Raw genomic sequence first — 22,302 nt, forward strand, 5'->3', positions numbered from 1 at the left:
ACCTCAGCGCGCCCCCGTCTTCCCAGTCTTCGCCGGCTTCCAGGGCTCGCCGCGAAACTGCTCCGCGAGGTGATCGACCAACAGCCGTACGCGGCGCGGTGTCTTCGGCCGCCAGGGTGCAATCCAGTGGATGTCGGCATCGGGCATCGTGTACTGCGGCAGCACGCGCACCAGTTCGCCGCTGGCCAGTTGCGGCGCGATGTCCCAGAGGCTGCGCAGCATTACGCCGTGGCCCGCCATGCACCAGTCGCGCACCATCTCTCCCGAATTGCTCGCGAGCGGCCCCTGCACGCGAACGCGCGCGGTGCTGCCGTCGCGCACATGGCGCAGCGTCCAGAGTACGAACTGGCGCTGGTTGACCTCGCCGTTCTCGCGCGCGACCAGGCAGGCGTGCGAAGTCAGTGCATCGACCGTGGCCGGCATGCCGTGCTGTGCGATGTACGAGGGCGCTGCCGCCAGCACGCGCTGGTTGCGCGCGATGCGCCGCGTGACCCAGTCGGCCGCGCGGTGCTGCTGCACGGCCCACAGCCACAGCGCGCCGTCGTAGCCTTCGGCCCCGAGGTCGGGCAGTTGCTCGGTCAGCAGCAGTTCGATCTGCAACGCGGGGTGCCGCGCCTGGAAGGCGGCCAGCGCCGGTCCAAGCCAGCGCCTGCCGAACCCGAAGGTGGCGGCAAGGCGGATCGTGCCGACCAGTTCGTTCTGCCGCTCGCCGAGTTCGCTTTCGAGTGCTGCAAAGCCTTCGAGCAGCGCACGCGCATGCAGGCACACCGCCTCGCCCTCGGCCGTGACACTGAGCCGGCGCGTGGTGCGGTCGAACAGCCGCTGTCCGAGCCGGCCCTCGAGCGCACCCAGCCGCTTGGTGATGACGGAGGGCACGACGTCGAGCGTGGCGGCCGCGCCGGCGAGGCTGCCCTGATCGCGAATCGCCAGCACCAGTTCGAGATCGCTGCGTTCCAGCGAGGAAGGATTCATGCCGTTCCGGAAAGTATGAATTGGCTGATTGTTGCTTGATGATCGCGAGGGCGCAACGCACAATCGTTCCGTGACTGCCTCCTTTCTCTCATTCCCCCCCTTCGACATGGAGCGCAACGGCGTGCGCATCCATGGCCGCATCGGCGGCACGGGCGCGCCGCTGCTGTTGCTGCACGGCCATCCGCAGACGCATGCGATCTGGCATCGCGTGGCACCGCAATTGGCCGAGCAGTTCACCGTGGTCGCAGTGGACCTGCGTGGCTACGGCGACTCGGGCCGGCCGGCGGCCGATGCCGAGCACGCGGTCTACAGCAAGCGCGAGATGGCGCTCGATGCACTCGCCGTCATGCGACACCATGGCTTCGAGCGCTTCGGCGTGCTGGCGCACGATCGCGGCGCGCGCGTGGCGCACAGGCTCGCGGCAGACCATGCCACTGCGGTCGAGCGCATGCTGCTGCTCGACATCGCGCCCACGCTCGCGATGTACGAGAACACTTCCGAGGCGTTCGCGAAAGCCTATTGGCATTGGTTCTTTCTGATCCAGCCGCCGCCGCTGCCCGAGGCGCTGATCGCCTCAGATCCGGTGCGCTATGTGCGCAGCGTGATGGGCGGTCGGCATGCAGGCCTTGCGCCTTTCGCGCCCGAGGTGCTGGCCGAGTACGAACGATGCGCCGCCATCCCCGGCACGGCCGAATCCATCTGCGAGGACTACCGCGCCTCCGCCACCATCGATCTCGTGCACGACCGCGCGGACCTCGCCGCCGGCCACAAGCTCGGGCAGCCGCTGCGCGTGCTCTGGGGCGAGCACGGCGCGGTGGGCAAGTGCTTCGATGTGCTCGCGCTGTGGCGTGCGTGCGCCAACGACATCTCAGGCCGCGCGCTGCCGTGCGGCCACTACGTTCCCGAAGAAGCCCCGGCCGAACTGCTCGCCGAGGCGCTCGCATTCTTTTCACCCATCCAACAAGCAGGAGCCAATCCATGAGCACCCACAGAATCGCAGTCATCGCCGGCGACGGCATCGGCAAGGAGACCATGCCCGAGGGCCTGCGCGTGGTCGATGCGGCGGCGCGCAAGTTCGGCATCGACCTGAAGTTCGACCACTTCGATTTCTCCAGCTGGGACTACTGCGAGAAGCACGGCAAGATGCTGCCCGACAACTGGAAGGACCAGATCGGCGGCCACGATGCGATCTTCTTCGGCGCGGTGGGCTGGCCCGAGAAGATTCCCGATCACATCTCGCTCTGGGGCTCGCTGCTGCTGTTCCGCCGCGAGTTCGACCAGTACATCAACCTGCGCCCCGCGCGCCTCATGCCCGGCATCATTGCGCCCGTCGTGCGCCGCGATGGCACGCCGCGCCAGCCCGGCGAGATCGACATGTACATCGTGCGCGAGAACACCGAAGGCGAGTACTCGAGCATCGGCGGGCGCATGTACGAAGGCACGCCGCGCGAGATCGTGGTGCAGGAAACCGTGATGTCGCGCGTGGGCGTGGACCGCGTGCTCAAGTTCGCGTTCGAGCTCGCGCAGTCGCGGCCGAAGAAGCACCTGACGAGTGCCACCAAGTCGAACGGCATCTCGATCACCATGCCCTACTGGGACGAGCGCGTGGCCGAGATGGCGAAGAACTACGCGGGCGTGAAGCTCGACAAGTTCCACATCGACATCCTCACCGCGCACTTCGTTCAGCGCCCAGACTTCTTCGACGTGGTGGTGGCGAGCAATCTCTTCGGCGACATCCTCTCGGACCTCGGGCCGGCCTGCACCGGCACCATCGGCATCGCGCCGAGCGCCAACCTGAACCCAGAGCGCACCACGCCGTCGCTGTTCGAACCGGTGCACGGCTCGGCGCCGGACATCGCGGGCAAGGGCATCGCGAACCCGATCGGGCAGATCTGGTGCGGCGCGATGATGCTGGAGTTCCTCGGCCACAAGGAGGCGCACGACGCGATCCTCTCGACCATCGAGAAGGTGCTCGCGCCCCAAAGCGGAGCACCGCGTACACCGGATATCGGCGGCACCGCGAGCACCAGCGACCTCGGAAAGGCAATCGCTGAAGCGCTTTGAAAAGTACTTCACGAAACGTGCCGAAAAGTGCGCGACGAAACGCCCCTAAAATCGCGCGCTCCGCTGTTCTGCATGCCGTCGTGTCTTATTGACACCCCGCAGGGCAGTGGTTGTAATCCTCGCTGGCAGCGCGCTGCCGAGGCGTCAGGCCTGCCAAGCTCTTGAGTCGCACCCACCCGCGGCCAGGTCGCAGCTGACGAAAGCCGACCAACTTTTTCTCTACAAGGGGCCCTTGTGAACAAGACCGAACTGATTGAGCACATCGCAAAGAACGCCGATATTTCCAAAGCAGCTGCCACCCGCGCGCTCGAATCCACCATCGGCGCCATTCGTACCACGCTCAAAAAGGGCGGCTCCGTTTCGCTCGTCGGTTTCGGCACTTTCGCAGTAGGCAAACGGGCCGCCCGCACCGGCCGGAATCCCCGCACCGGCGACGCGATTAAAATCAAGGCAGCCAAGATTCCGAAGTTCCGTCCGGGCAAGGCGCTGAAAGACGCGCTGAACTGAGACTAGACTCGGAGAGTATTCCGGTGGGGTGCTTAGCTCAGTTGGTAGAGCGGCGCCCTTACAAGGCGTAGGTCGGGGGTTCGAGCCCCTCAGCACCCACCACCACCCAGATGCAAAGGCGAACACCAGTTCGCCTTTTTTATTGCCGTCCGACATCCGTCGAAAAAGAGTGTTCAAGCATGTTTGATTTCTTCCGCAAGTACAACAAGATCGTCATGATTTTCTTGTTCTTGCTGATCATTCCCTCGTTCGTGCTCTTCGGTGTGGAGCGTTACCAGGGCTCCGGCCGCGACGAGAAGGTTGCCCACATCGAAGGCGGCGACATCACCAAGCCCGAGTGGGATGCGCAGCATCGCATTGAGACGGACCGCATCCGCCAGCAGTCGCCCAACGTCGATCCGACGGTGCTCGACTCTGACGCCTTGCGCTACGCCACGCTGGAGCGCATGGTGCGCGACCGCGTGCTGGCCGCAGCCGCCGCCAAGGCGAACATGACCGTCTCCGAAGATCGTCTCTCGCGGATATTCGCGCAGGATCCGGGCCTCGCGTCGTTCCGCACGCCCGACGGCAAGTTCGACCGCGAGACCTTCCTTCGCGTGACGGGCCGCACGCCCGAGCAGTACGAAGCGCAGGTGCGCGCCGACATGTCCACGCAGCAGGTGCTGCTCGGCGTGTCGGGCACGGCCCTCACGCCGCCGGCACTGGTGGCCGCCACGGTCAACGCCTTCTACGATCGCCGCGAAATCCAGGTGGCCCGCTTCGCTCCCGATGGCTTCGCCTCGAAGGTGACAGTGAGCGACGCCGACATCGAGGCCTACTACAAGGACCACACCTCGCAGTTCCAGGCGCCCGAGCAGGCCAACATCGAATACCTGGTGCTCGACCTCGATGCGGCCAAGAAGAACGTCGTCGTCAACGAAGCCGACCTCAAGACCTACTACGAACAGAACACCGCGCGCTTCGGCACGAAGGAAGAGCGCCGCGCGAGCCACATCCTGATCACCGCGCCGGCCAGCATGTCCGCGGCCGATCGCGAAAAGGCGAAGGCCAAGGCCGAGCAGCTGCTCGCCGAAGTGAAGAAGGCGCCGAACACTTTCGCCGACGTCGCGCGCAAGAACTCGCAGGACCCGGGCTCGGCCGAGAAGGGCGGCGACCTCGATTTCGTCACCAAAGGCGCGATGGTCAAGCCGTTCGAAGACGCGATGTTCGCGTTGAAGAAGGGCGAGATCAGCGGCGTCGTCGAAACCGAGTTCGGCTATCACATCATCCATCTCGTCGACATCAAGCCGGCTGTGGTGCCGCCCTTCGAGCAGGTGCGCGCGACCATCGAAAGCGAAGTCCGCGCTGCGCAGGCCGCGCAGGAATTCGCCAAGGCCGCCGAGGTGTTCACCGATGCGGTGTACCAGCAGCCCGACAGCCTCAAGCCCGCTGCGGAAAAGCTCAAGCTCACGATCCAGACCGCGACCAATGTCCCGCGCACCCCCGCGCCGGGCGCCAAGGGCCCGCTGGCCAGCCGCAACTTCCTGAGCGCGCTGTATGCCAGCGACTCGCTCGAGCGCAAGCAGAACACCGAAGCGATCGAGGTCGGTTCCAGCCAGCTCGCCTCGGGCCGCGTGACGCAGTACACGCCCGCGCATCCGATCCCGCTGGCCGAGGTCAAGGACAAGATTCGTGCGCAGCTCGTCACCGAGCGTGCAGCCGTGCTGGCCAAGACCGAAGGCGAAGCCAAGCTCGCGGCTTGGACCGCCAAGGCGGATGGTGCGACCTTCGCTGCCCCGGTCACCGTCTCGCGCATCGATGCGCAGTCGCAACCCATGCCGGTGATCGACGCTGCGCTTCGTGCCAACGCAGCCAAGCTGCCTTCGCTGGTGGGCGTGGACCTGGGCGCGCAAGGCTACGCGGTGGTGCGTGTGACCAAGGTGGTTCCGCGCACGCCGCCGCCGCCCGAGCAGGCGCAGCAAGAGAGCGCGCAGGTCGGCCAGTCGGTGACGGCGGCAGAGGCCGATGCGTACTACAAGCTGCTGAAGGAACGCTTCAAGGCCGAGATCCTCGTGCCGAAGCCGGCGGACACGCTGCCTGTGGCATCCGCCCGCTGACGCGAGGCTGCTCCGCAAAACGAACGCCCGGGTCGATGACCCGGGCTTTTTTTTGGTCGCACGTGGGACAAGCGCGGCCTGCGCTTCTTGCCAGAATCCGGCGCATGGGAACCCTCTACCTCGTGCGCCATGGGCAAGCCAGTTTCGGCGCTGCCGACTACGACAACCTGAGCGAACTCGGGCACCGGCAGTCCGTGCGCCTGGGTGAATATTGGCGCGAGCGCGGCATGGCATTCGATGCCGTCATCACCGGCACCTTGAAGCGGCATCGCCAGACATGGGAGGGCATTGCCAAGGGCCTGGGGCTGGAGCGAGACGACGTGCTGCCGTGGCCGGGGCTCAACGAATACGACAGCGAAGCGGTCATCGCCACGATCCACGAAGGCAAGCTCGAGAAGCCGGATTCACCCGAGATGTACCGCCATCACTTCCGCTTGTTGCGCCAGGGCCTGGGCGCCTGGATGCAGGGCAAGACGGCGCCGGCCGGCATGCCGAGCTATGTCGACTTTCTCGCCGGTGTGACGACTGCGCTCGACCACGTGCGTGACCGGCATCACGGTGCGAAGGTGCTGGTGGTGTCGAGCGGGGGGCCGATCAGCACCGCGGTCGGTCACGTGCTGGGCACGAGCGCGGAGACGACCATCGAGCTCAACCTGCGCATCCGCAACACCTCGGTGACGGAGTTCGCGTTCACGCCGAAGCGCCACATGCTGGTGACCTACAACACGCTGCCGCACCTCGACGGGCCGGCGTACGAGGACTGGGTCACGTACTCCTGATATCCCCCTGGATCGCGCTGCGCCGTGTCAGGCCTGCCACACGCCGTAGCCGGCCTTGCGCAAGGCGATGCCCAGGTCGACCTCCATCAGGCGCGCGTCGTCGTAGGGCATCGGGTTGTAGCGCTCATAGAGCGCGGGCAGCAGGCGCAAGCCGAACTCCTGCACGAAGCTGTTGGCCTGGATGCCGGCCTTGTGCTTGTCGAAGCGGATGTCGGGATCCAGCCCGGTCATGCCCACATAGACGAAGGGCTTGCCGAGCTGGTAGTCGGGATTGGCGCGCCTGAAGCGGCTGCTGTTCCACACGCGATCATCGAGTTCGACCACGTAGACGTGGTGCTTGGCGCGTGGCTTGCGGGGCATGGGGTCCGCGGCCTGGCCGCACGGTGCGGCTTCGGCAAGGCCGCGGGGTATCAGCTCTTGCGCTTGATCAGGCCATAAAGGATCAGCAGCACGATCGCTCCCAGCACGGAGGCGATGAAGCCGGCGCCCTGGCCCGCGGTGTACCAGCCCATGGCCTGGCCGACATAGGTGACGATCAGCGAACCCGCAATGCCGATCAGCGTCGTGACGATGAAGCCCGCGGAATCGTCGCCCGGCTTGACGGCGCGTGCCACCAGACCCACGACGAACCCGATCAGAATAGTCCAGACGATGCTCATGAAGAAATTCCTTTGGCGGTGAAGTGGAAGTGGCGAAAAGCCGTGCCCATCTGCGCGGGCCGCATCGATGATAGCGGAGCCATGTGAGCGGTCGCACCCGTGATGTGCATCGGCGCAGTGAACGGAAATTTCTGCCGCAAGGTCGGCGGCGAGCGCGCTGCGGCGTCCTACAGCGCACGGGTGCATGCCGGGCTATACCGGTGCATGCTTGAAAAATTACCCGAAGCCGTCGGCCGCGCACTACACGGCGTGCGCGCCGGTCTGGACAACATCGTTTTCAACACGCTCGGCCTGCGCGAAGGCATGGCGTCGATTGCGGTGACCAGCGTGGCATTTGCCGACCATGCGCCGATACCGCAGCGCTACACAGCCGATGGAGAAGGCGTCTCGCCGCCTTTGCAATGGACGGGGCTGCCTTCGGGCGTCGCATCGCTGGTGCTGATCGTGGAGGACGCTGACTCGCCCACGCCGAATCCGCTGGTGCATGCCATCGTGGTCGGCTTGAGGCCCGAAGACGACCGGCTGGTGGAGGCCGCCATTCCCGGCAACGATCAGGAAGGCGCCGGTTTGCACGTCGGGCGCAATTCGAGCCTGCAGGCCACCTGGCTGCCGCCGGACCCTCCGCCCGGCCATGGTGTGCATCGCTACGCTTTCCAGTTGTTCGCGCTCGACACCGTTCCCGTGTTTTCAGAAGAGCCAGGGCGCGACGAGGTATTCGGCGAATTGCGCGATCACGCGGTTGCCAGCGGCCTGCTGATCGGCACGTGCGAGCGATCCGATGGCTCCATCAAGATAGAAGAGGCCGCCGGCGCCCCGGGCCCTCTGGCGACGGGCTGAATGTGAATTTCAACCACATCGCAACTCGCTGAGGCCGAAACCGCGATTTTTCACGCTACAATTGCGGGCTCTGCGGTGGCTGTAGCTCAGCTGGTAGAGTCCCAGATTGTGATTCTGGTCGTCGTGGGTTCGAGTCCCATCAGCCACCCCAACATTTTCCGCACGTAGCCTCGCTGCGCTGCTATCGCAAAGATAGCAACTGCGCTAAGACTTCGCTCCAACGTTCCCATTTTGGGAATTTGAAGAGGTCAGCCAAGCCCAGTTCTTGCCGGTCTTAATGTCGCGCACACTCCATTTGCTGACATTGAATTTCTTTCCAATTGCCGCATACGAGCCAATTGAATTGAAAATTTCCAATACCTCTGCTTCTGTAAGAACTGCGCGCCCGTTTTCCTCGCCCTTGGCGCCCCGGTCCTTCGCTGCGCGGTCCGCGTTGTTGTCCCGCTGACGGGCTGCGATGACATGGTCCGGGTGGCAGCAGGGCGGGTTGTCGCACGAGTGCATGACCACCTCGCCAGGCTTTAGTGACTCGCGGTTGAAGCGCTCCCAGGCGGTGCGGTGCGCCCGCTCTCGGCCCTCGTAGCCGTCCGAGTCCACGGGTCCTTTCCACGGCCAGCAGGCGTCAGGGCCGCCCGACATATCGACCTGCGACCAGAACGGCGATTCAGCGGCGCCGGCGATAATGCTTTCAACTGTGTGAGGGGTCATAGTGATTTGCGGCGCACCTCTCGGCTGCGTTCATACACCCCAGCCGTTGTCTTCGGATCAGCGTGCAATTCTGGTAGTTCGCCAAACTTCAATTTGAAATACGTCGTGTAGTGACCGCGCAGGTCGTGAAAAGTGAAGCGCTCTTCGATTATTTTTTCGTTGAGCGCTTTTTGCATTAGACGCTGCCACATCCCTTTGAATCCGGCTTCGGAATAGGCGTTGTTGGTGCGTGGTGCGCGGAATACCGGACCCATCGGCGAATAGCCTTCAGTCGCTTTCATTCGGTCGAGGACTTCTTGAAGGGCCGTGCTCACGCCGATCAATTCGCGCTTCGATTTTTTACCCCGTTGCTTCGCGCGCTGCAGCCGAATGATTTCCTCATCGACCTGGGGCCAATGCAGCTTCAGGAACTCGGCGCGCCGGTTGCCCGTCAGGGCGGCGAACTGGGCCATGCTGACCAGCACGACATTGCTGGGGCCTTGCTGTAGCGCCCATGCAACAAACGGATCAAATTCTTTTTTCTCGACCAGCCGGTCGCGGGATTCCTCCGGGTTCCGGCGCACCTCCTTGCACGGGTTGCGGTCGATGTCGCCCAGTTCGACGGCCAAGTTGAAGAGGTTGGACAGCAGCGCAACCTCGCGGTTGGCCACCACGGGCGCACTGGTCCGGTGCACGCGCAGGTAGCGCGCGATGTCCTTGGGCTTCGTAGCGGCCACCACGCCGCGGGCGAAGACCTTCTCCAGTTCCTTCCAGTTGTCGCGGTACTGGGCCTTGGTGCTTTCGGCCAGTCGCTTGAACTCGGGCCGCTCTTGGTAGAGGCGCCAGAGGCGCGAGAACTGCCCTTCATCCGTCGATTTGTTGCTTAGGTCCAACACCTGTTGGATCGCGGCGCCCTTGTCTCGGCCAAGGTTGATCGGCTTCCCATTGAAGGGGTGATACCGGTACGTGAAGCCGCCGTTCTTGAGGGGGCGGGCTTCCATGCGCGGCAGCAGGCCGAGCTGAGACTGTCGATCACGTTGTCTCATGCTTGCTTGCCCCAATTCAATCCATTCGATGCCTCTTCCCGGCCTTCGCCGGGCTGGTTGGTGGCCTTTGCCAGCGCAGCGCGCGCGGCGTCGCGACCGACGATGGCCGTGCCGTCAATCGGGTGCCGGTGATGTGGAATCCCAAGGTGCTCCAGCACGCGCGCTTGGGCGGCGTACCGGCTGCGCCTTGTGATGCGTTTCAGCTCGTCGGGGGTGAGCTCAAGTGGCTCGTTGGCTGCGGAGGGCATACTGCAGAGGCCTACAGAGGAGAAAGAATGTCAGGAGCGAACGTCAAGACTTGGACCGCTGGTGAATTGCAGCGGCTCCTGGATTGCGAGCTTGCAGAGGCCGAGGAGGCCATCGCGGCGTTCGGCGCCACAGCGCCAAAAGACGACCTACTCCGAAAGGTGATGGCCATTCGGAGGGCCAAGGCCCTGGTGCTCGCAGCCCGGAAAATGGTGGCTGAAAGGGCGGCCAAGGCGTCGCTCGAGCCAGAGTCCTTCGACGAGGAGCCCGATACAGAGGCTTCCGCGCCTCGCCCATGAGCAAGGCGACGCGCACGGCGCGCCAGCTGCAAGAGATCCTGATTGAGCGCATCGAATCGCTGCCGGGCTTGGCCGGGCAGGTCACCGACGTGCATCTCGGCGGCGTGCGATGGACGGATGGAGGCGAGGGCGGCCCGACGTGGACGGTGCCGATCCTTCGCGACCGCGATCAGCACCGGCCCGACATTGCGCGCGTCATCAAGCAGGCGCAGATGGAATTCGACCTCGACGAGGATTGAGGTCATGCCGTGCCCGCCTCCTGCGGGCTAGCCGTCGGCTCGGGATCACCGCAGATCCAGACCAGCGCTTTGCGCGGCAACGTGCGCTCGGCCGGGAACGGCCAGCCGGGCGTGTGTGTGCGTAGGCGCACCAGGTCGCCAGTGCGCTCAAGTTCGACGCCGAACTCATCCTTCCCCATGACCTTGTAAGTACGCGTCATTGGTTTCGGACGCCTCTGGTCGATGGAGTGGCTTCAGCCGTGGCATCGCGTAGCAGTTCCCATCCGGGGCAACCGAGCGCGGCGGCGATGCGTTCCAGCGAGGCGAGCGTCATGTTGGCGCGCAGGACCCGCGACAGCGTGCCCGTGGACCAGCGGGCACGGCGTTCGAGCTCGTTGAGGCTCATGCCGGCGGCCTTGGCACGCGTCATGACGATTTCGCGAACGGACGGCGCGACGCCGCGCTGTCGGTGAATGCGCGGGCCGTTGGCTCCTTGAGCACGACTTGGATCTCGTGCGTGCGCGCTTTCGGGGGAAGTATTGAGGAGGTTCATACTGCCGCCTTCAAGGAGTCAGGATGGGGAAAATGAACGGTTGGAAAATGCTGATCGCGTGGACTCTCTGCGCGCTGCTCATCGCCTTGGTGGCTGGCTGGCCCACTGTCGTCAACTGGACAAACGCCAACAGCGGCCTCGCATCCTGGGTTCAAGCGGTGTTTTCTGTGCTTGCTATCTCGGCGACGGCAGGCGTCGTCTTTTGGCAGCACGATCTGGAGCGTGGGCGCCAGAAGGAGGTCGATGTCGAGACTCGCAAGCGCAGGCATGCGGTCGTGGTCGCCCTCGCGCACACCAGCTTGACGCAGGCAAAGTGGCTGCGAACGAAGATGCCTGATCGCGCTACCGTCGTCGAAATCCACGACAAGACCATCTACTTCGAAATGGACGACATCGCTCGACTCGGATTGCACATTACGTCCGTGCCACTCCACGAATTCGATGACCCCGTCATGCTGCGTGACTTCGTAATCCTGATGGAGCACTGTCGGGAGTTGAGGAGCTTGCTCGCGTTTGGCGTTTCTGCAGCCCGCACGCTTAACACGACGAGTGCCGCCCAACTTTTCGAGGCATTCGACAATCACATTGGGCACTGCAAAACAAGCTTCGAGAACCTGAAGGCAAGAGCGGACCAGATCGCTGCCGGGACTCATGCAACCCCGATTTTCTAAGCCGGCCAGACCAAGGCAAAGGCAAAGGCCGTACGCCCCGCCAAGCAGGGACAGTTCGAACCGGAGGAATAAATGCAGCAAGATGACGACCCAAATTGGGCTCCCGCGATCGGGGCACTCGCCCTCGTCCTCTTGCTTGCCAGTCTTGCCCTCGTCGCTGCGGGCGGTTGGTCGTGGTTCGCCAAGTTTTTGGAGTCGGCAGCCCCTGCCTGGGTGCAAGCCGTTGGCTCTCTCATCGCTCTCGGGATTGCAATCTGGCTTCCGAGGCGGCAGCGATCGCTTGAGCGCTCGGATGCACGAAGAAAAGCTCTTAGCTTCACAGCGCTGCTCGTTAGCGCCGCTCGAGGCGCGGACAAAGTGGTTCAAGCGAACAGCCCCGCGAGACTGCAATCGCTGAAGCATCTTGTCGAGCAATCGGCCCGCCTTGGCCCTCTCGTACCCGTTGATCTCCTTCCAACCGACAAGATAGCGATCTTCGTAGCGCTGGCTGCAATGGCTGAGGAGATGAAGCTCGCTATCGCGGACATGGAGCCGCGCTCCACCTTTGGAGACGGTGAGCGCCAAGATTTTCGTGCCCGCCTTGAATCGATTGAGGACCTGGCGGCCAAGCTGTTCAACGAGTGATAGGACTAGCGACCGAGTCCCATGCCACGCTGTTTCACGAGGGGTAGCGATTCGATCGCCGAACACCGCTCGGCACGGAGGCATCGGCCACATGCGGGCAGTTTGGATGGTCGGCGAAGGCCTCATGCTCTCTCCTGCTGAAGGTGATTCATGCGGCTAGCGGCTGCGCGTGAGCGGCCTTGGCCTCTGCGGCGCGGCGCGCGAGGGCGTCGCAAATTTGCGGGAACTGGTGCTCGTGATAGAGCGTGGCGCCTCGTTCGCGCGAAGCGGGTCCGATGCCCAGGCCGCGCAGCTGCTCGGCGGTCAAGGCGAATCCGAGCCGCTCGGCGATGACGCCGATGCGCAGCGCGGGTGTGCCGTGGTCGGCGGCTTCATTGGCGGCGGGCGCAACCGGTAGGGCCTGCTGGATCGGCGCTGGCGCAGCAACCGGTGCGTGCACAGCGCGGCGGACGGAGTAGCTGGTCAGCGTCGGGCGAGGGCGCGCCTGCTCGGCCTCTTGGCGATGCTCTTCGTCCTGCGCGACTGGCGCGGCGGTTTCCTCTGCTGCGGGCGCTGCGGCAGGCTGCTGGCGCTTCAGTTCATCGAGCTGGGCCTGCAGCCGCTCGTTCTCCAGGCGCAGCGCCTCTGCTGCGGCGCGTTCGCGCGCTTCGGAGATCAGCTTCTCCAGAACGCGGATGGTCGCGTCCTTCTGCGCCGCGGCGCGCACGGCGAAGTCCGCGAAGACCTCTGCGCTCACGTCGATGTCCCGCACGTAGGCCAACCCGGCTTCGATGCGGTCGATGGGTAGCCCCTCGGCCTTGGCCACGTAGCCCTCGATCGTGGCGATTGCGTCCAGGTGCTTCTGTTTGCGCTCGGCTTCGATGCGATCGCGCTCCGCCTTCTCGTCTGCCAGCTTCTTCTCGTGAGCCTTGATCTGGTCGTCGACGACGGTTTCGACGGGCTCCACGAGTTCGATCAACCGCGTGGCCTCGCCGTCGACGACCTTCTTGCAGTCGTTGAGTTGGTCTTTGGTCTTGTCGCGCAGGCGCTGCAGGGCGAAGCGGCCCGATTCGCGAAGCTCCAGACGTGCATCCTTGGCGGCCTTGTAGCCCTTCGGCGTGCTCATGTCGAAGGCGACATCGCGGTACCGCTCCGCGAGGGTCTTAACCTCGGTTTCAAGGGGCGCGAAGAGCGCCAGTGCAGCCTGGGCAATGGTCTGCGGCTGGGTCGCTACTTCGCTGGGAGTAATGGTGGATAGATCGGACATAAAGCCTCTCAAAACGGGTTGTCGACAACAGGACGACCGCTGCGCGCGGGCGCGGCGGGCTCAGGGAGCAGGGGGGGCATGGGTGCGGGAGCCGGGTCAGGGTCCGCCGCGCTCACGACGGCTGGAGCGGGCGCGTCTGCCGGCGCGACCTTGGGAGCGCCGGACATCTTTGCGGGCGTGCGCAGCACCTCGAGGTGGCTGTCCACCAGCCGCATGAAGCCGATCAGGTCGGCTTCGAGAGCAGCGATGGCGTCTTCGTTGCGGTAGATGCGCTTGACGAACAGATCCTTGCCGACCGGTTCCAGCCACGGGCAATACACCACCAGGTCGCACCACTGGCGCCCGGTGATCCAGAGGCCGCCGTTGATTTGGTCGATGTATTCGAGGTGCGCGGTTTCCGGACTAGCCCAGACCTGCCCCAGCTTGTCGCACGAGAACGGGCATTTGATTTCGACCATGCCGTCGTCATCGATCAGGCCGTCGGACGAGTACCCGAATCGCTCGTCATCGGTCAGGATCAGGCTGACTTCCTCGACCAGCGCACCCGTGCGCTTCTCGTAGACCACACGCGCCCTGGGTTCGAGATCCCGCCCACGGCGCATTGCGTACGTGACGAACGTGTCGTCGAGCGGTTCGCGGCTGATCGTTTCGAAGGCCACGAGCCAGGCGTACTTGATCGCCGAGGCGCCGGGCTCTTCAGTCGGCTCGCCGTTCAGCGCCTTGGCGATGCCCCCCGCCACCGGCTTGGATTTGTAGCCGGCCTTGGCGCGTGCATCAGGCTCATCCATGCCAAGCTGCAGCGCTTCGACATAGAGGCGCTGTTGGTCGGTCAGGCCGCCCACCTTCTCGCGCGCCTCGCTGAAACGGGAGGCGGTGGCCACGCCGCAGCGTGCACGCAGCCAGTCTTCGCTGCCCTGGGTGTAGTTCAGCAGGATCACGACGGGCGACCTCCTGCTTTCAACTTCCGCCGGTGGGCGATGACCGCGTCCTTGAACTCGGTGTAGAGGTCGCGGCGCTTCGTATCCGCCAGCGCGATGCAACCTTCTGCCCACAGTGCCGCTGCTTCGCCATCGGTCTTGGTGCCCTGGAGACGATCGAACAGCGAGTCGGCGAGGCGATCCGCATCACTGACCTGTCTCGGGTCGTTGGGGCCGGGGCCGGCCCCATTGCCGTCGTCGTCGTTCTCGCCGATGGCCACGTTGAAGATCAGCTTCAGCAGGTAGCGCTGTCCATATGTCATGGCTGAGCCGGAAGCGTGGGTTTTGGTCATCACGTCGCCGCCCTTGGCGCCCTTGCCGTCGGCAGGCATGTCGCACTTGTATGTGCGCATGTGGCCGGCCGCGTGCGAGACGTAGCAGAGGATTCGGACGTGGCCCGCCTGGTCACTCGTGGCGGTGTCGAAGCTGAGCGCGAAGCCGTTCTTCGTGTAGATCGGGCGCAGGGCTCGGTTGAGCTGCGCGTAGCTGGCGTAGGTGCTGCGGGTCTGCGGATTGACCGCGTCGGCCGAGATCGGCCCCATGGCGGCCTGCGCCTTGGTCATCGCCGCGTTGAACTTCTGTTCGTTGGCACGGGCGTGCATGCGCTCGTGCATGCTCAACAGCCGCTCCATCTTGTCGATGTCGACGTTCGGGTCGTTGGCAGCGGCCGTGATGGCGTGCATGACGGTCGCAATCTCGTTGCGCGGCGGGAGGACCAACTGCGCTTGCGGCGCAAGAACCTCCGGCTCTGGGCGGGCGAGTGCGGCTGTCACTTTGCGGTGCCCCAGAGAGCGAACCAGGAATCGCGCGGGCCTTCGCCGTACATGGCGAGCAGCACGGCGGCCAGGATCAGCAACAGCACCAGGGCGCCGACGATCAGATAGTCGCGACCGGTGGAAGGAAACCAGAGGTCACCGATGACCTCGTCGTTGGCCGCCGGCGGAAAGCCGGTCGGGGCGGTGACGCCGGCGTGCGGGCGCGGCGGATGGACAAGGCGAACGCTCACGATGCGATCCTTTCGTAGAGGAGGAGGGCGAAGACGAAGATGCCGGCCAGCGCGCAAGCGGCGGTGACCACCTTGTGCGGGTCGGCGAGGAGGGTGTTGAGACGGACGCGGTTCATCGCGTGCCTCTCGTGGCTGCGTGCTCGGCGGTGCGATCGGTGGACACCGCGGTCGACCGGCGCAGCGCGGCGGTTTCCGACTTCTTGCTGTCCATCCAGGCCATGAGCACCAGCAGGACGAAGCAGGCGAAGGTGCCGAGCGCCCAGTCGACGGCGTGCTGAGCGAAGGAGCGGCGGGCGGTGCTCACGCTGCGACCTCGGCTGACACCATGATCGTGTTGACCATCGTTCCCGACGCCTTGAAGGCGCCCTCGGGCAGCGGCTCGACGGTGCCGCCCAGCGAGCGGATCAAGTCATTGAACTCGACCGTTCGGCGATCGGTGCGAAAGGTCGGCCCGTTCGACATGATCGAGGTCAGCCGGCCGCCGGGCTTGAGGAATTGGAGCGCGTGCGTGACGTGCTTGATGTCCGCGTGCTTCGCGAACGGCGGATTCATCACCACGCGGTCGTAGATGGCGGTCGGGGCTACTGTCAGGAAGTCAGCCTCCTGCACGTTGAAGCCCTGGCCGACGAGTTCGCTGGCGTTCTCCGGCAGAAGCTCGATGCAGCGCACGGTGGCGCCGGCGGCGCGCAATATGCGAGCGATGGCGCCGTGCCCAGCCGATGGCTCCAGGACCAGCGCGCCGGGCTGGATGTGGGCGGCGGCCACAGCCCTGCGGGCGATGGGCTCCGGCGTCTCGAAGAAGCCGAATTCCTGCTGCTTGGTCTTCGTTGTGAGCACCTCGCCGGTCAGCAGGATCTGCTCGAGCGCGTCATCGGCGTCGCAGGCAAAGAGGTGGGCCTTCGCCTTGCGGTCCCAGCGGCCGCCCACGGCCTCGAGGACACCATTCACCGCGGTGTAGGTCTTGCGATCGAGCTGTCCGACCAGGCGCAGCGCGTTGCCGCTGGTGTCGGCGCGCTCGATGACAGCGAGCACGGCGGAATCGATGCGGCGGCTCATGCTGCGCACCATTTGAGTGGAGCCATGGCGCGCTCGCGGCGCACCTCGGCGTAGCGGCGCCGCATGGCGGCGATCTGGCGCTGGATTTCCAGCAGCTGGGCTTGCAGGACTGCCTTCACGCCAGCCTCGCCGAGCGGTTGTGGGAGAGCTCGAGGCTCACGGCGGCCGCGGCCCGCAGCCGGTCCAGTGCCCCGGCGTCCTTGGCGACCGCATAGGCGCGGTCGAAGGCGATCAGCTGCTCTTCGCTGAAGTCATCGCCGGGCGATACCGCGGCCAGCGTGGGGTGGGCGCTTCGCCCGGGGTTGTTGTGCATTTGCGCTCCTCGTAGGCCGGTTGGTGGCCCTGAGAAGTAATTTAGCGAAACGCAAAATGACTGTCAATAGCGAAACGCGAAATTGCCTCGATATTGGTTTTGGCCCTGTGGCGAGGGGCGCAAAAAAGCCCGCGCGAGGCGGGCTTCGGTGTGCGGGGGGAGGGGGGAGGCTGGGGCTAGTACTGCTCGCTTTTCCACACCGTCAGGATCTTCCCGATGATGTGTAGATGCGGATTCTTGGGTGAGATGTCGTAGGGCGGGAAGTCGTCCTTGTTCTTGGAAATGACGCGCAGAACAAAGCCGGGCCCGTTGAACTCGGGGACCCGCTGCAAGATCTTGATGTAGCCCTCGTCGCCCACGCGGAAGAAGTAGACCCCTTCGTGATCGACGCGATTCACGCCGCGATCCATCAGCAGCGGGTCGCCGGGGTTGAACATCCCCTTCATCGACGGACCGAACCCTGTGACGATGCAGAGGTTCGCCAGGCTGGTGTACGAGCGCACGTTCAGCTGCAACCACTCTCGATCGACCTTCCAGCTCTTAATGATGCCGGGTGGCTCCGCTTCCAGCAGCAGCTTGCCCCGCGTGTCCATCCCGCCGCCGACTTCGTACTGGACGATTACCACCTCGTTTTCGCTCACGCTCGGCGCGGGCGATGGCGGGACGGTCGAGGCTTGATGTTCCTGGTCCAGCCAGCCCTCGGGCTTTTTAGCGGCCTCCTCAATGCGGCGCGCGGTCTCTTTTCGCATCCCGCGCGGCTTGCCTGTTTTTGAGTCTTTCGCTCCATCGCGCAGGTTTGCGAACTGCGCGGCAGACATGTTGACGATGCGCGCAGCTTCAGCTGGGCCGCCCCGTTCCTGCTCGATCAATCGCAGGTTCTCTCGCCTGATTTCGTCAATGTCTTTCATGGGCGGGATTCGATAGCAAAACGCGAAAAACGTACATGCGCGTTTCGCTATTGACGATGCTTTCGCGTAACGCTAAATTAGAGGCTATGGACCTGAAAACATACCTCTCCGGCGCCGGCCGGGGCGCCGCTTCCCGGCTTAGCCGCGAAATTGGTGTCTCGCCCGTATTGATCTCCCAGTGGGCATCGGACGCGCGGCCGGTTCCAGCCGAGAGGTGCCCGCCGATCGAGCGGGCGACCAGCGGCGTGGTGACGTGCGAGACGTTGAACCCAAACGAGCCCTGGCGCCGCATACCTGATTCGGCTTGGCCGAACCCTCAGGGCCGCCCGGTACTCGATTTCGCTGCACGGGCCAACGCAGAGGAGGCTGCGTGATGCGGAGCACGACCAAGCAAGGGCCGCGTACGCGAGCGCTCGTGCGCCGAAACGTCAGCCGGGTGGAAATGCTCTTTTCAGCCGTGCAGGACGGCTGCGCTCGTGTCGACCTCAGGCTTCGGGGTCCATCGCTGGCGGAGGCGGTTGCATCAGAAATGCAAACGCTGCCTTGGCGTGCGCCGCTCCAGACGGGTTCAGAACCAAGCCCGGTTGTGCCAGGGACTGCCCAAGCATCCGCTCCGCATAAATCTGAGCAGCCTCGCGGTTCGGATGGGTGTGCAGAAGGGCTCGCACCATGAGTTCGGTCGCTGCACTGCGAGCCGCAATCAGCTCCATCGTGTCCGTGAGCTTTTTGAGGGACTCCACATCCATTTTGTCTGCCCCTCGCGGGGTCCGTGTTGAGGAACTCGGACTCTACCCCGCGGGGGCGCGGGCACCTCGTCGTCACCTCCGTCCCCCGAAGGCCGCCTGATGCACATCAAGTCCCTTTTCACACTGGACCACTCCGAGGTTGTCGACCTCGCCGAGCAGGCTGCCGAGCGGGGCGAAGAGCTCGCCCTGGCGAACCCGTTCCCCGAAGGCAGTTGGCGCCACACCGTCTTCCGCGACGTGTTCGCTGCCCGCGTCGCCGACCTGCAGCCGATCGGCTGACCACTTCACCCCCACCACGAGTTCGAGATGTCCACCATCGACCAAGACCAAGAGCCGGCCTTCGCCCGCGGCATCGCCGGGCCACTCGGAAAGCTGACCGAGGACCTGAAGACCAAGGTTGACGAAACGACTAACGAGGTATTCCTGAGGCACTGCCGCCTGAGCAACACCGACACGGCCACGCTGCTGCGCGACTTCATCTACCTGACCTGCTACGGCAAGACGTGGCGACAAATGGTTGCGGAGAAGTTGATTCATGACGGGGAGCGTACCGACGCGATGCGCAAACTGACAGGGCCTTTTGAGGGCCCCGAATTCGCGCAGCGGGGAGGGCACCACTGATGGACTGGCTCAACCGCTGCCACTTCGGTGACGTGCGCATGGTCCTGCGGCGCATGATCGCGGACGGCGTTCAGGTGCACACCATCGTGACGTCGCCGCCGTACTGGGGGCTGCGCTCCTATCTGCCCGCAGGTCATCCGAACAAGGTGCATGAGATCGGCAGCGAGCCGACCTTGGCTGAATTTCTCGCCGGCATGGTCGAGGTCTTCGACCTATGCCGACAAGTGCTGCGTGATGACGGGACCATGTGGGTGAACATGGGCGACAGCTACGCCGCGTCGAGCCTATCGAACCACGGCCGCGGCAAAGCGACGCCGGCAACAAACAGCCGTGGCGCGCTGCAGCCGGGTGCAGCCTGGGAGAACCCGCCGCGGCGCATGCCAGGAGAGGGGCTGAAGTCCAAGGACCTGGTGGGCCAGCCCTGGCGCCTTGCGTTTGCATTGCAGGACGCTGGCTGGTGGCTGCGTCAGGACGTCATTTGGCACAAGCCGAACCCGATGCCCGAGAGCATTCGTGATCGCTGCACGAAGGCGCACGAGTACATCTTCCTGCTGGCAAAGAGCGAGCGCTACTACTACGACTTCGAGGCCATGCAAGAGCCTGTGCAGGGCACAGCGCACGCGCGTCGTGCAATGCCCAAGCATCCATCTGGTTGGGCCCAAGGCGACGCACCGCACACCGCCGCGGCGCATCAGACAGCGGAAGCCCACCGAAAGACAAACGGGGTGGGCTGGGGGTATTCCGATGCCGACCCGAAGGCGAGAACCACGCGCGCAGCAAATGACCCGCAGCCGGGTGTAGGTCGCCGCGCTCGCAAGTTGGCCGAAGCTGGAAGCGGCACGAAGCTCAATGCAAGCTATGACGCCGCGATCGGCTCGGGCGACCTAACCACCAAACGCAACCGCCGCAGCGTCTGGACGGTGCCGAGTGAGCCCTACAGCGGCGCGCACTTCGCGACGTTCCCGCGAAAGTTGATCGAACCCTGCATTCTGGCCGGATGCCCGGTCGGCGGAACCGTCCTCGACATCTTCTTCGGCTCGGGTACCACCGGTGAAGTGGCGCAAGCCTTGGGGCGCAACTTCATCGGAATCGAGCTCAACGCGGCGAACGAGTCGCTGCAGGCCGATCGACTGCGGCAACCGTCGCTTCGTCTGGAGGCGGCATGAGCCAATTGCAGCTCGATGATTTGACGACTCAGGCGCTGGACGCAGTCGATTCCGGCACGCCAGCGCCTGAGCCTGCCGCGGCAGCGCCGATCGGCAAGGTGACCACACCGATGGTCAACGCGCACATGGCCGCCACTTACAGCGAGGCCAACGGCTATGCCTGCCTGTTCGAGGTCGCCAACGGCACTGGCTCGAATGCATCGCGCGCTGCCGACATCGTGGTGCTCAACCTCTGGCCGTCCCGTGGCATGGACTACAACGGCTACGAGGTGAAGACCGCGCGCTCCGACTGGCTGCGCGAGCTCAAGCAGCCGGAGAAGGCTTGGCCCGTCATGCAGTACATGGACCGCTGGTGGCTTCTCGCAGCGCCCAACGTGGCGAAGCTGGATGAGATCCCCTCGAACTGGGGGTTCATGGAATTCAACGGCTTGAAGTGCCGAGTCATGAAGCCGGCGCCGAAGCTGGAGCCCAAGGCCGTGACCAAGACCTTCCTCGGCGCGCTGCTGCGCAAGCCGGTGCGCGATGTCGAAGGCATGGTCAACCGCGCCAAGAACGCGGCGCTGGCCGAGGTCGACAAGACCGTCGAAGAGCGGATTGCGAAGGAGATGCGCCGGCGCGGCGAGAAGCACCAGGAGCTGGTCGACAAGCTGGCCAAGCTCCAGGAGGCGACTGGTATTGATCTGCTCGGCTGGCAGCCCGAAGAAAGCCAGGTGCACGCCATCAAGTTCGCGCTGCAAGCCGACCCGATGTCTTCGTGGCGCGGTCTACCGGGTGCCGTCCGCAATGTCGAGCAGGCGCTCGAATCGCTGCGCGACCTGCAGGGAAAGGTTGGTGGCCAATGAGCGTCTCCGAAACCTCCGCCGAAGCCTACCGCTCGCTGTCCCCATCGCTCTACTTGTCGCCGAAGGAGGAGCAGGTCATGCGCCTGTTCCGTCCCGGCGTGTCGCTGAGCCGCCAGCAGATCAGCCAGAAGGCCCGCATGCCGATCAACGGCGTGTGCGGCCGCGTCGATTCCCTGCTGGCCGCCCGCCGGCTCGAAGAGCGTGGCTTCCGCATCGATCCCAAAACCAACAAGCGCCAGAAGCTGCTGCGCATCCCGCAGCCCGATCAGGCCCGCCTTTTTCCGGAGGTGGAAAGTTGATGCGCGATCCTTTCAAGCTGATCGGCCCCACCTGCCTGAGCTTTAGTGGTGGCCGCACCAGCGCATATATGCTGTGGCGCGTGCTGCAGGCCAACACGCGCGAGGACCGCGCGCGCTGGCTGGTGGTGTGCTTCGCGAACACCGGCCTGGAGGCCGAAGAGACGTTGCAGTTCGTCGCGCGCTGCTCTCACGAGTGGGGAGTGCGCATCGTGTGGCTGGAGTACCTGGGCGACGATGACCGAATGTTCCGCGCCTTCACCGATCCGAGGTGGGCGGCGCGAGAGGGTGAACCGTTCACAGCATTGATTCGGCGCCGGCAGTTTTTGCCAAACCCGGTTAGTCGCTTCTGCACCAGCGAACTGAAGATCCGCACCATGCACCGCTACCTGCGCGCCTTCCATGCGTGGCCGGAGTGGGACCAGCTCATCGGCATTCGCGCCGATGAGCAGCGCCGCGTGTCGAAGATTCGCGCCCGCGGCACCAGCACCGAGACCAAGGACGAGACCATGTGCATGCCGTTGGCCGATGCCGGCGTGAGCGTGCAAGACGTTGCGGCGTTTTGGAAAGCCCAAGCCTTCGACCTCGAACTGGGGACAGCCAACGGACGCACGATGGAAGGGAACTGTGTCTATTGCTTCAACAAGCCGCCGGCACAGCGCCTCTCGATCGCCCGCGCGGGGCGCTACCCGATCACGTGGTGGGTTCGCGCCGAAGACGGTTCGATGATCCCGGGCGCCACCGGCCGGGGAGCGCGGTTCACCAAGGACGGCCCGAGCTACGCCCAGATCGAGCAGTACGCCGCCGACCAGGTTGACATGTTCGACCACGACGAGGAAGCCCTCGCATGCTTCTGTGGGGACTGAC

The 22,302-nt window shown here is 64.7% G+C and carries 35 protein-coding genes and 2 tRNA genes; 19 read left to right on the forward strand and 18 right to left on the reverse strand.

The genetic code is table 11. From position 1 onward, the window contains the following. Window positions 1–3 precede the first annotated feature (3 nt). Complete coding sequence (locus tag VARPA_RS09840; protein WP_013540409.1) at window positions 4–972, reverse strand: LysR substrate-binding domain-containing protein; 969 nt, start codon at window positions 970–972, stop codon at window positions 4–6. Window positions 973–1,078: 106 nt separating this feature from the next. On the opposite strand from VARPA_RS09840, the gene VARPA_RS09845 reads away from it, so the two are divergent. The 6 genes from VARPA_RS09845 (at window position 1,079) to VARPA_RS09870 (ending at window position 6,418) form a co-directional block, all read left to right on the forward strand. Further along, entirely contained in the window at window positions 1,079–1,954 is an 876-nt protein-coding gene (locus VARPA_RS09845) for an alpha/beta fold hydrolase (protein WP_234975059.1), read from the forward strand. Further along, window positions 1,951–3,036, forward strand: a complete 1,086-nt coding sequence (locus tag VARPA_RS09850) for a tartrate dehydrogenase (protein WP_013540411.1) — start codon at window positions 1,951–1,953, stop codon at window positions 3,034–3,036. Before VARPA_RS09845 ends, VARPA_RS09850 begins: the two co-directional genes overlap by 4 nt. Window positions 3,037–3,270: 234 nt before the next feature. Then, on the forward strand, window positions 3,271–3,543 hold the full coding sequence (locus tag VARPA_RS09855; protein ID WP_007830705.1) for an HU family DNA-binding protein: 273 nt from the start codon (window positions 3,271–3,273) through the stop codon (window positions 3,541–3,543). 26 nt (window positions 3,544–3,569) lie between these two features. Further along, window positions 3,570–3,645, forward strand: a tRNA-Val gene (locus VARPA_RS09860). 77 nt (window positions 3,646–3,722) lie between these two features. After that, window positions 3,723–5,639: a peptidyl-prolyl cis-trans isomerase gene (locus VARPA_RS09865; protein ID WP_013540412.1), complete on the forward strand. Its 1,917-nt coding sequence runs from the start codon at window positions 3,723–3,725 to the stop codon at window positions 5,637–5,639. Between the two features lie 104 nt (window positions 5,640–5,743). After that, window positions 5,744–6,418: a histidine phosphatase family protein gene (locus VARPA_RS09870; protein ID WP_013540413.1), complete on the forward strand. Its 675-nt coding sequence runs from the start codon at window positions 5,744–5,746 to the stop codon at window positions 6,416–6,418. 27 nt (window positions 6,419–6,445) lie between these two features. Here the strand turns inward: VARPA_RS09870 and VARPA_RS09875 are convergent, their stop codons facing one another. Together VARPA_RS09875 and VARPA_RS09880 are read right to left on the reverse strand one after the other, a co-directional pair. Continuing rightward, window positions 6,446–6,778 (reverse strand): hypothetical protein, encoded by a 333-nt coding sequence (locus tag VARPA_RS09875; RefSeq protein ID WP_013540414.1) that lies wholly within the window; start codon window positions 6,776–6,778, stop codon window positions 6,446–6,448. Window positions 6,779–6,828: 50 nt separating this feature from the next. Beyond that, complete coding sequence (locus VARPA_RS09880; protein WP_013540415.1) at window positions 6,829–7,077, reverse strand: GlsB/YeaQ/YmgE family stress response membrane protein; 249 nt, start codon at window positions 7,075–7,077, stop codon at window positions 6,829–6,831. 102 nt (window positions 7,078–7,179) lie between these two features. On the opposite strand from VARPA_RS09880, the gene VARPA_RS09885 reads away from it, so the two are divergent. Beyond that, on the forward strand, window positions 7,180–7,914 hold the full coding sequence (locus VARPA_RS09885) for a YbhB/YbcL family Raf kinase inhibitor-like protein (protein ID WP_013540416.1): 735 nt from the start codon (window positions 7,180–7,182) through the stop codon (window positions 7,912–7,914). Between the two features lie 75 nt (window positions 7,915–7,989). Continuing rightward, window positions 7,990–8,065: transfer RNA gene (locus VARPA_RS09890), tRNA-His, on the forward strand. A 53-nt stretch (window positions 8,066–8,118) separates the two neighbouring features. Here the strand turns inward: VARPA_RS09890 and VARPA_RS31005 are convergent. Genes VARPA_RS31005 through VARPA_RS09905 form a run of 3 tightly spaced genes read right to left on the reverse strand, consistent with a single transcriptional unit; the run spans window position 8,119 to window position 9,895 of the window. After that, window positions 8,119–8,622 carry an HNH endonuclease gene (locus VARPA_RS31005; protein WP_013540417.1) on the reverse strand — a complete coding sequence of 168 codons (504 nt, stop codon included), beginning with the start codon at window positions 8,620–8,622 and terminating at the stop codon, window positions 8,119–8,121. After that, the gene (locus tag VARPA_RS09900) at window positions 8,619–9,647 is read right to left on the reverse strand and encodes a tyrosine-type recombinase/integrase (protein ID WP_041942839.1); all 1,029 of its coding nucleotides are present in this window, start codon (window positions 9,645–9,647) and stop codon (window positions 8,619–8,621) included. Before VARPA_RS09900 ends, VARPA_RS31005 begins: the two co-directional genes overlap by 4 nt. Next, window positions 9,644–9,895 (reverse strand): DUF4224 domain-containing protein, encoded by a 252-nt coding sequence (locus VARPA_RS09905; protein WP_013540419.1) that lies wholly within the window; start codon window positions 9,893–9,895, stop codon window positions 9,644–9,646. Before VARPA_RS09905 ends, VARPA_RS09900 begins: the two co-directional genes overlap by 4 nt. 27 nt (window positions 9,896–9,922) lie before the next feature. Here VARPA_RS09905 and VARPA_RS09910 point away from each other — a divergent pair, with 27 nt between their 5' ends. Together VARPA_RS09910 and VARPA_RS09915 are read left to right on the forward strand one after the other, a co-directional pair. Next, complete coding sequence (locus VARPA_RS09910) at window positions 9,923–10,192, forward strand: hypothetical protein (protein ID WP_013540420.1); 270 nt, start codon at window positions 9,923–9,925, stop codon at window positions 10,190–10,192. Further along, window positions 10,189–10,431, forward strand: coding sequence for a hypothetical protein (locus VARPA_RS09915; RefSeq protein ID WP_013540421.1), 243 nt, complete (start codon window positions 10,189–10,191; stop codon window positions 10,429–10,431). Before VARPA_RS09910 ends, VARPA_RS09915 begins: the two co-directional genes overlap by 4 nt. A 2-nt stretch (window positions 10,432–10,433) precedes the next feature. On the opposite strand, the gene VARPA_RS09920 is transcribed toward VARPA_RS09915, so the two are convergent. Continuing rightward, window positions 10,434–10,631: a hypothetical protein gene (locus VARPA_RS09920; RefSeq protein ID WP_013540422.1), complete on the reverse strand. Its 198-nt coding sequence runs from the start codon at window positions 10,629–10,631 to the stop codon at window positions 10,434–10,436. Further along, complete coding sequence (locus VARPA_RS30525; RefSeq protein ID WP_080559370.1) at window positions 10,628–10,963, reverse strand: helix-turn-helix domain-containing protein; 336 nt, start codon at window positions 10,961–10,963, stop codon at window positions 10,628–10,630. The genes VARPA_RS09920 and VARPA_RS30525 overlap by 4 nt, the downstream gene beginning before the upstream one ends. A gap of 32 nt (window positions 10,964–10,995) precedes the next feature. Between VARPA_RS30525 and VARPA_RS09930 the strand changes: the two genes are divergently transcribed. Then, window positions 10,996–11,634 carry a hypothetical protein gene (locus tag VARPA_RS09930; RefSeq protein WP_144298959.1) on the forward strand — a complete coding sequence of 213 codons (639 nt, stop codon included), beginning with the start codon at window positions 10,996–10,998 and terminating at the stop codon, window positions 11,632–11,634. A 72-nt stretch (window positions 11,635–11,706) separates the two neighbouring features. Then, entirely contained in the window at window positions 11,707–12,258 is a 552-nt protein-coding gene (locus VARPA_RS09935) for a hypothetical protein (protein WP_041942841.1), read from the forward strand. A 148-nt stretch (window positions 12,259–12,406) separates the two neighbouring features. Here VARPA_RS09935 and VARPA_RS09940 read toward each other — a convergent pair whose 3' ends face one another. From VARPA_RS09940 to VARPA_RS09975, 9 genes are all read right to left on the reverse strand, one after another. Further along, window positions 12,407–13,504 carry a hypothetical protein gene (locus tag VARPA_RS09940; RefSeq protein ID WP_013540425.1) on the reverse strand — a complete coding sequence of 366 codons (1,098 nt, stop codon included), beginning with the start codon at window positions 13,502–13,504 and terminating at the stop codon, window positions 12,407–12,409. A gap of 8 nt (window positions 13,505–13,512) precedes the next feature. After that, a complete protein-coding gene (locus VARPA_RS09945) occupies window positions 13,513–14,442 on the reverse strand; it encodes a lambda exonuclease family protein (protein WP_013540426.1) in 930 nt (309 codons plus the stop codon). Then, complete coding sequence (locus VARPA_RS30135) at window positions 14,439–15,164, reverse strand: ERF family protein (protein WP_080559441.1); 726 nt, start codon at window positions 15,162–15,164, stop codon at window positions 14,439–14,441. Before VARPA_RS30135 ends, VARPA_RS09945 begins: the two co-directional genes overlap by 4 nt. Window positions 15,165–15,250: 86 nt before the next feature. After that, the gene (locus VARPA_RS09955; RefSeq protein ID WP_013540428.1) at window positions 15,251–15,487 is read right to left on the reverse strand and encodes a hypothetical protein; all 237 of its coding nucleotides are present in this window, start codon (window positions 15,485–15,487) and stop codon (window positions 15,251–15,253) included. Window positions 15,488–15,599: 112 nt separating this feature from the next. Further along, window positions 15,600–15,791 (reverse strand): hypothetical protein, encoded by a 192-nt coding sequence (locus tag VARPA_RS09960; protein ID WP_013540430.1) that lies wholly within the window; start codon window positions 15,789–15,791, stop codon window positions 15,600–15,602. Then, window positions 15,788–16,543, reverse strand: a complete 756-nt coding sequence (locus VARPA_RS09965; RefSeq protein WP_144298960.1) for a methyltransferase — start codon at window positions 16,541–16,543, stop codon at window positions 15,788–15,790. Before VARPA_RS09965 ends, VARPA_RS09960 begins: the two co-directional genes overlap by 4 nt. After that, on the reverse strand, window positions 16,540–16,662 hold the full coding sequence (locus VARPA_RS31830; RefSeq protein WP_268741650.1) for a hypothetical protein: 123 nt from the start codon (window positions 16,660–16,662) through the stop codon (window positions 16,540–16,542). Before VARPA_RS31830 ends, VARPA_RS09965 begins: the two co-directional genes overlap by 4 nt. After that, the gene (locus tag VARPA_RS09970) at window positions 16,659–16,856 is read right to left on the reverse strand and encodes a hypothetical protein (RefSeq protein WP_013540432.1); all 198 of its coding nucleotides are present in this window, start codon (window positions 16,854–16,856) and stop codon (window positions 16,659–16,661) included. Before VARPA_RS09970 ends, VARPA_RS31830 begins: the two co-directional genes overlap by 4 nt. 176 nt (window positions 16,857–17,032) lie before the next feature. Next, window positions 17,033–17,764 (reverse strand): S24 family peptidase, encoded by a 732-nt coding sequence (locus VARPA_RS09975; RefSeq protein ID WP_013540433.1) that lies wholly within the window; start codon window positions 17,762–17,764, stop codon window positions 17,033–17,035. 86 nt (window positions 17,765–17,850) lie between these two features. Here VARPA_RS09975 and VARPA_RS31965 point away from each other — a divergent pair, with 86 nt between their 5' ends. Continuing rightward, complete coding sequence (locus VARPA_RS31965) at window positions 17,851–18,138, forward strand: YdaS family helix-turn-helix protein (RefSeq protein WP_080559442.1); 288 nt, start codon at window positions 17,851–17,853, stop codon at window positions 18,136–18,138. Between the two features lie 111 nt (window positions 18,139–18,249). Here VARPA_RS31965 and VARPA_RS09980 read toward each other — a convergent pair whose 3' ends face one another. Then, entirely contained in the window at window positions 18,250–18,510 is a 261-nt protein-coding gene (locus tag VARPA_RS09980; protein WP_013540434.1) for a hypothetical protein, read from the reverse strand. Window positions 18,511–18,609: 99 nt separating this feature from the next. On the opposite strand from VARPA_RS09980, the gene VARPA_RS09985 reads away from it, so the two are divergent. The 6 genes from VARPA_RS09985 to VARPA_RS10010 are packed head-to-tail and all read left to right on the forward strand — an operon-like array spanning window position 18,610 to window position 22,301. Then, on the forward strand, window positions 18,610–18,789 hold the full coding sequence (locus tag VARPA_RS09985) for a hypothetical protein (RefSeq protein WP_013540435.1): 180 nt from the start codon (window positions 18,610–18,612) through the stop codon (window positions 18,787–18,789). A gap of 27 nt (window positions 18,790–18,816) precedes the next feature. Next, window positions 18,817–19,131 (forward strand): hypothetical protein, encoded by a 315-nt coding sequence (locus tag VARPA_RS09990; protein ID WP_013540436.1) that lies wholly within the window; start codon window positions 18,817–18,819, stop codon window positions 19,129–19,131. Further along, window positions 19,131–20,297, forward strand: coding sequence for a DNA-methyltransferase (locus tag VARPA_RS30140; RefSeq protein WP_013540437.1), 1,167 nt, complete (start codon window positions 19,131–19,133; stop codon window positions 20,295–20,297). The genes VARPA_RS09990 and VARPA_RS30140 overlap by 1 nt, the downstream gene beginning before the upstream one ends. Further along, window positions 20,294–21,139, forward strand: a complete 846-nt coding sequence (locus VARPA_RS30145) for a hypothetical protein (RefSeq protein WP_013540438.1) — start codon at window positions 20,294–20,296, stop codon at window positions 21,137–21,139. The genes VARPA_RS30140 and VARPA_RS30145 overlap by 4 nt, the downstream gene beginning before the upstream one ends. Next, the gene (locus tag VARPA_RS10005) at window positions 21,136–21,438 is read left to right on the forward strand and encodes a hypothetical protein (RefSeq protein ID WP_013540439.1); all 303 of its coding nucleotides are present in this window, start codon (window positions 21,136–21,138) and stop codon (window positions 21,436–21,438) included. The genes VARPA_RS30145 and VARPA_RS10005 overlap by 4 nt, the downstream gene beginning before the upstream one ends. Beyond that, window positions 21,438–22,301 (forward strand): phosphoadenosine phosphosulfate reductase family protein, encoded by an 864-nt coding sequence (locus tag VARPA_RS10010; RefSeq protein ID WP_013540440.1) that lies wholly within the window; start codon window positions 21,438–21,440, stop codon window positions 22,299–22,301. The genes VARPA_RS10005 and VARPA_RS10010 overlap by 1 nt, the downstream gene beginning before the upstream one ends. The last annotated feature ends 1 nt before the right edge of the window (window position 22,302 follow it).

The sequence above is a fragment of the Variovorax paradoxus EPS genome (genome assembly GCF_000184745.1).
Taxonomy (GTDB): Bacteria; Pseudomonadota; Gammaproteobacteria; order Burkholderiales; family Burkholderiaceae_C; genus Variovorax; species Variovorax paradoxus_C.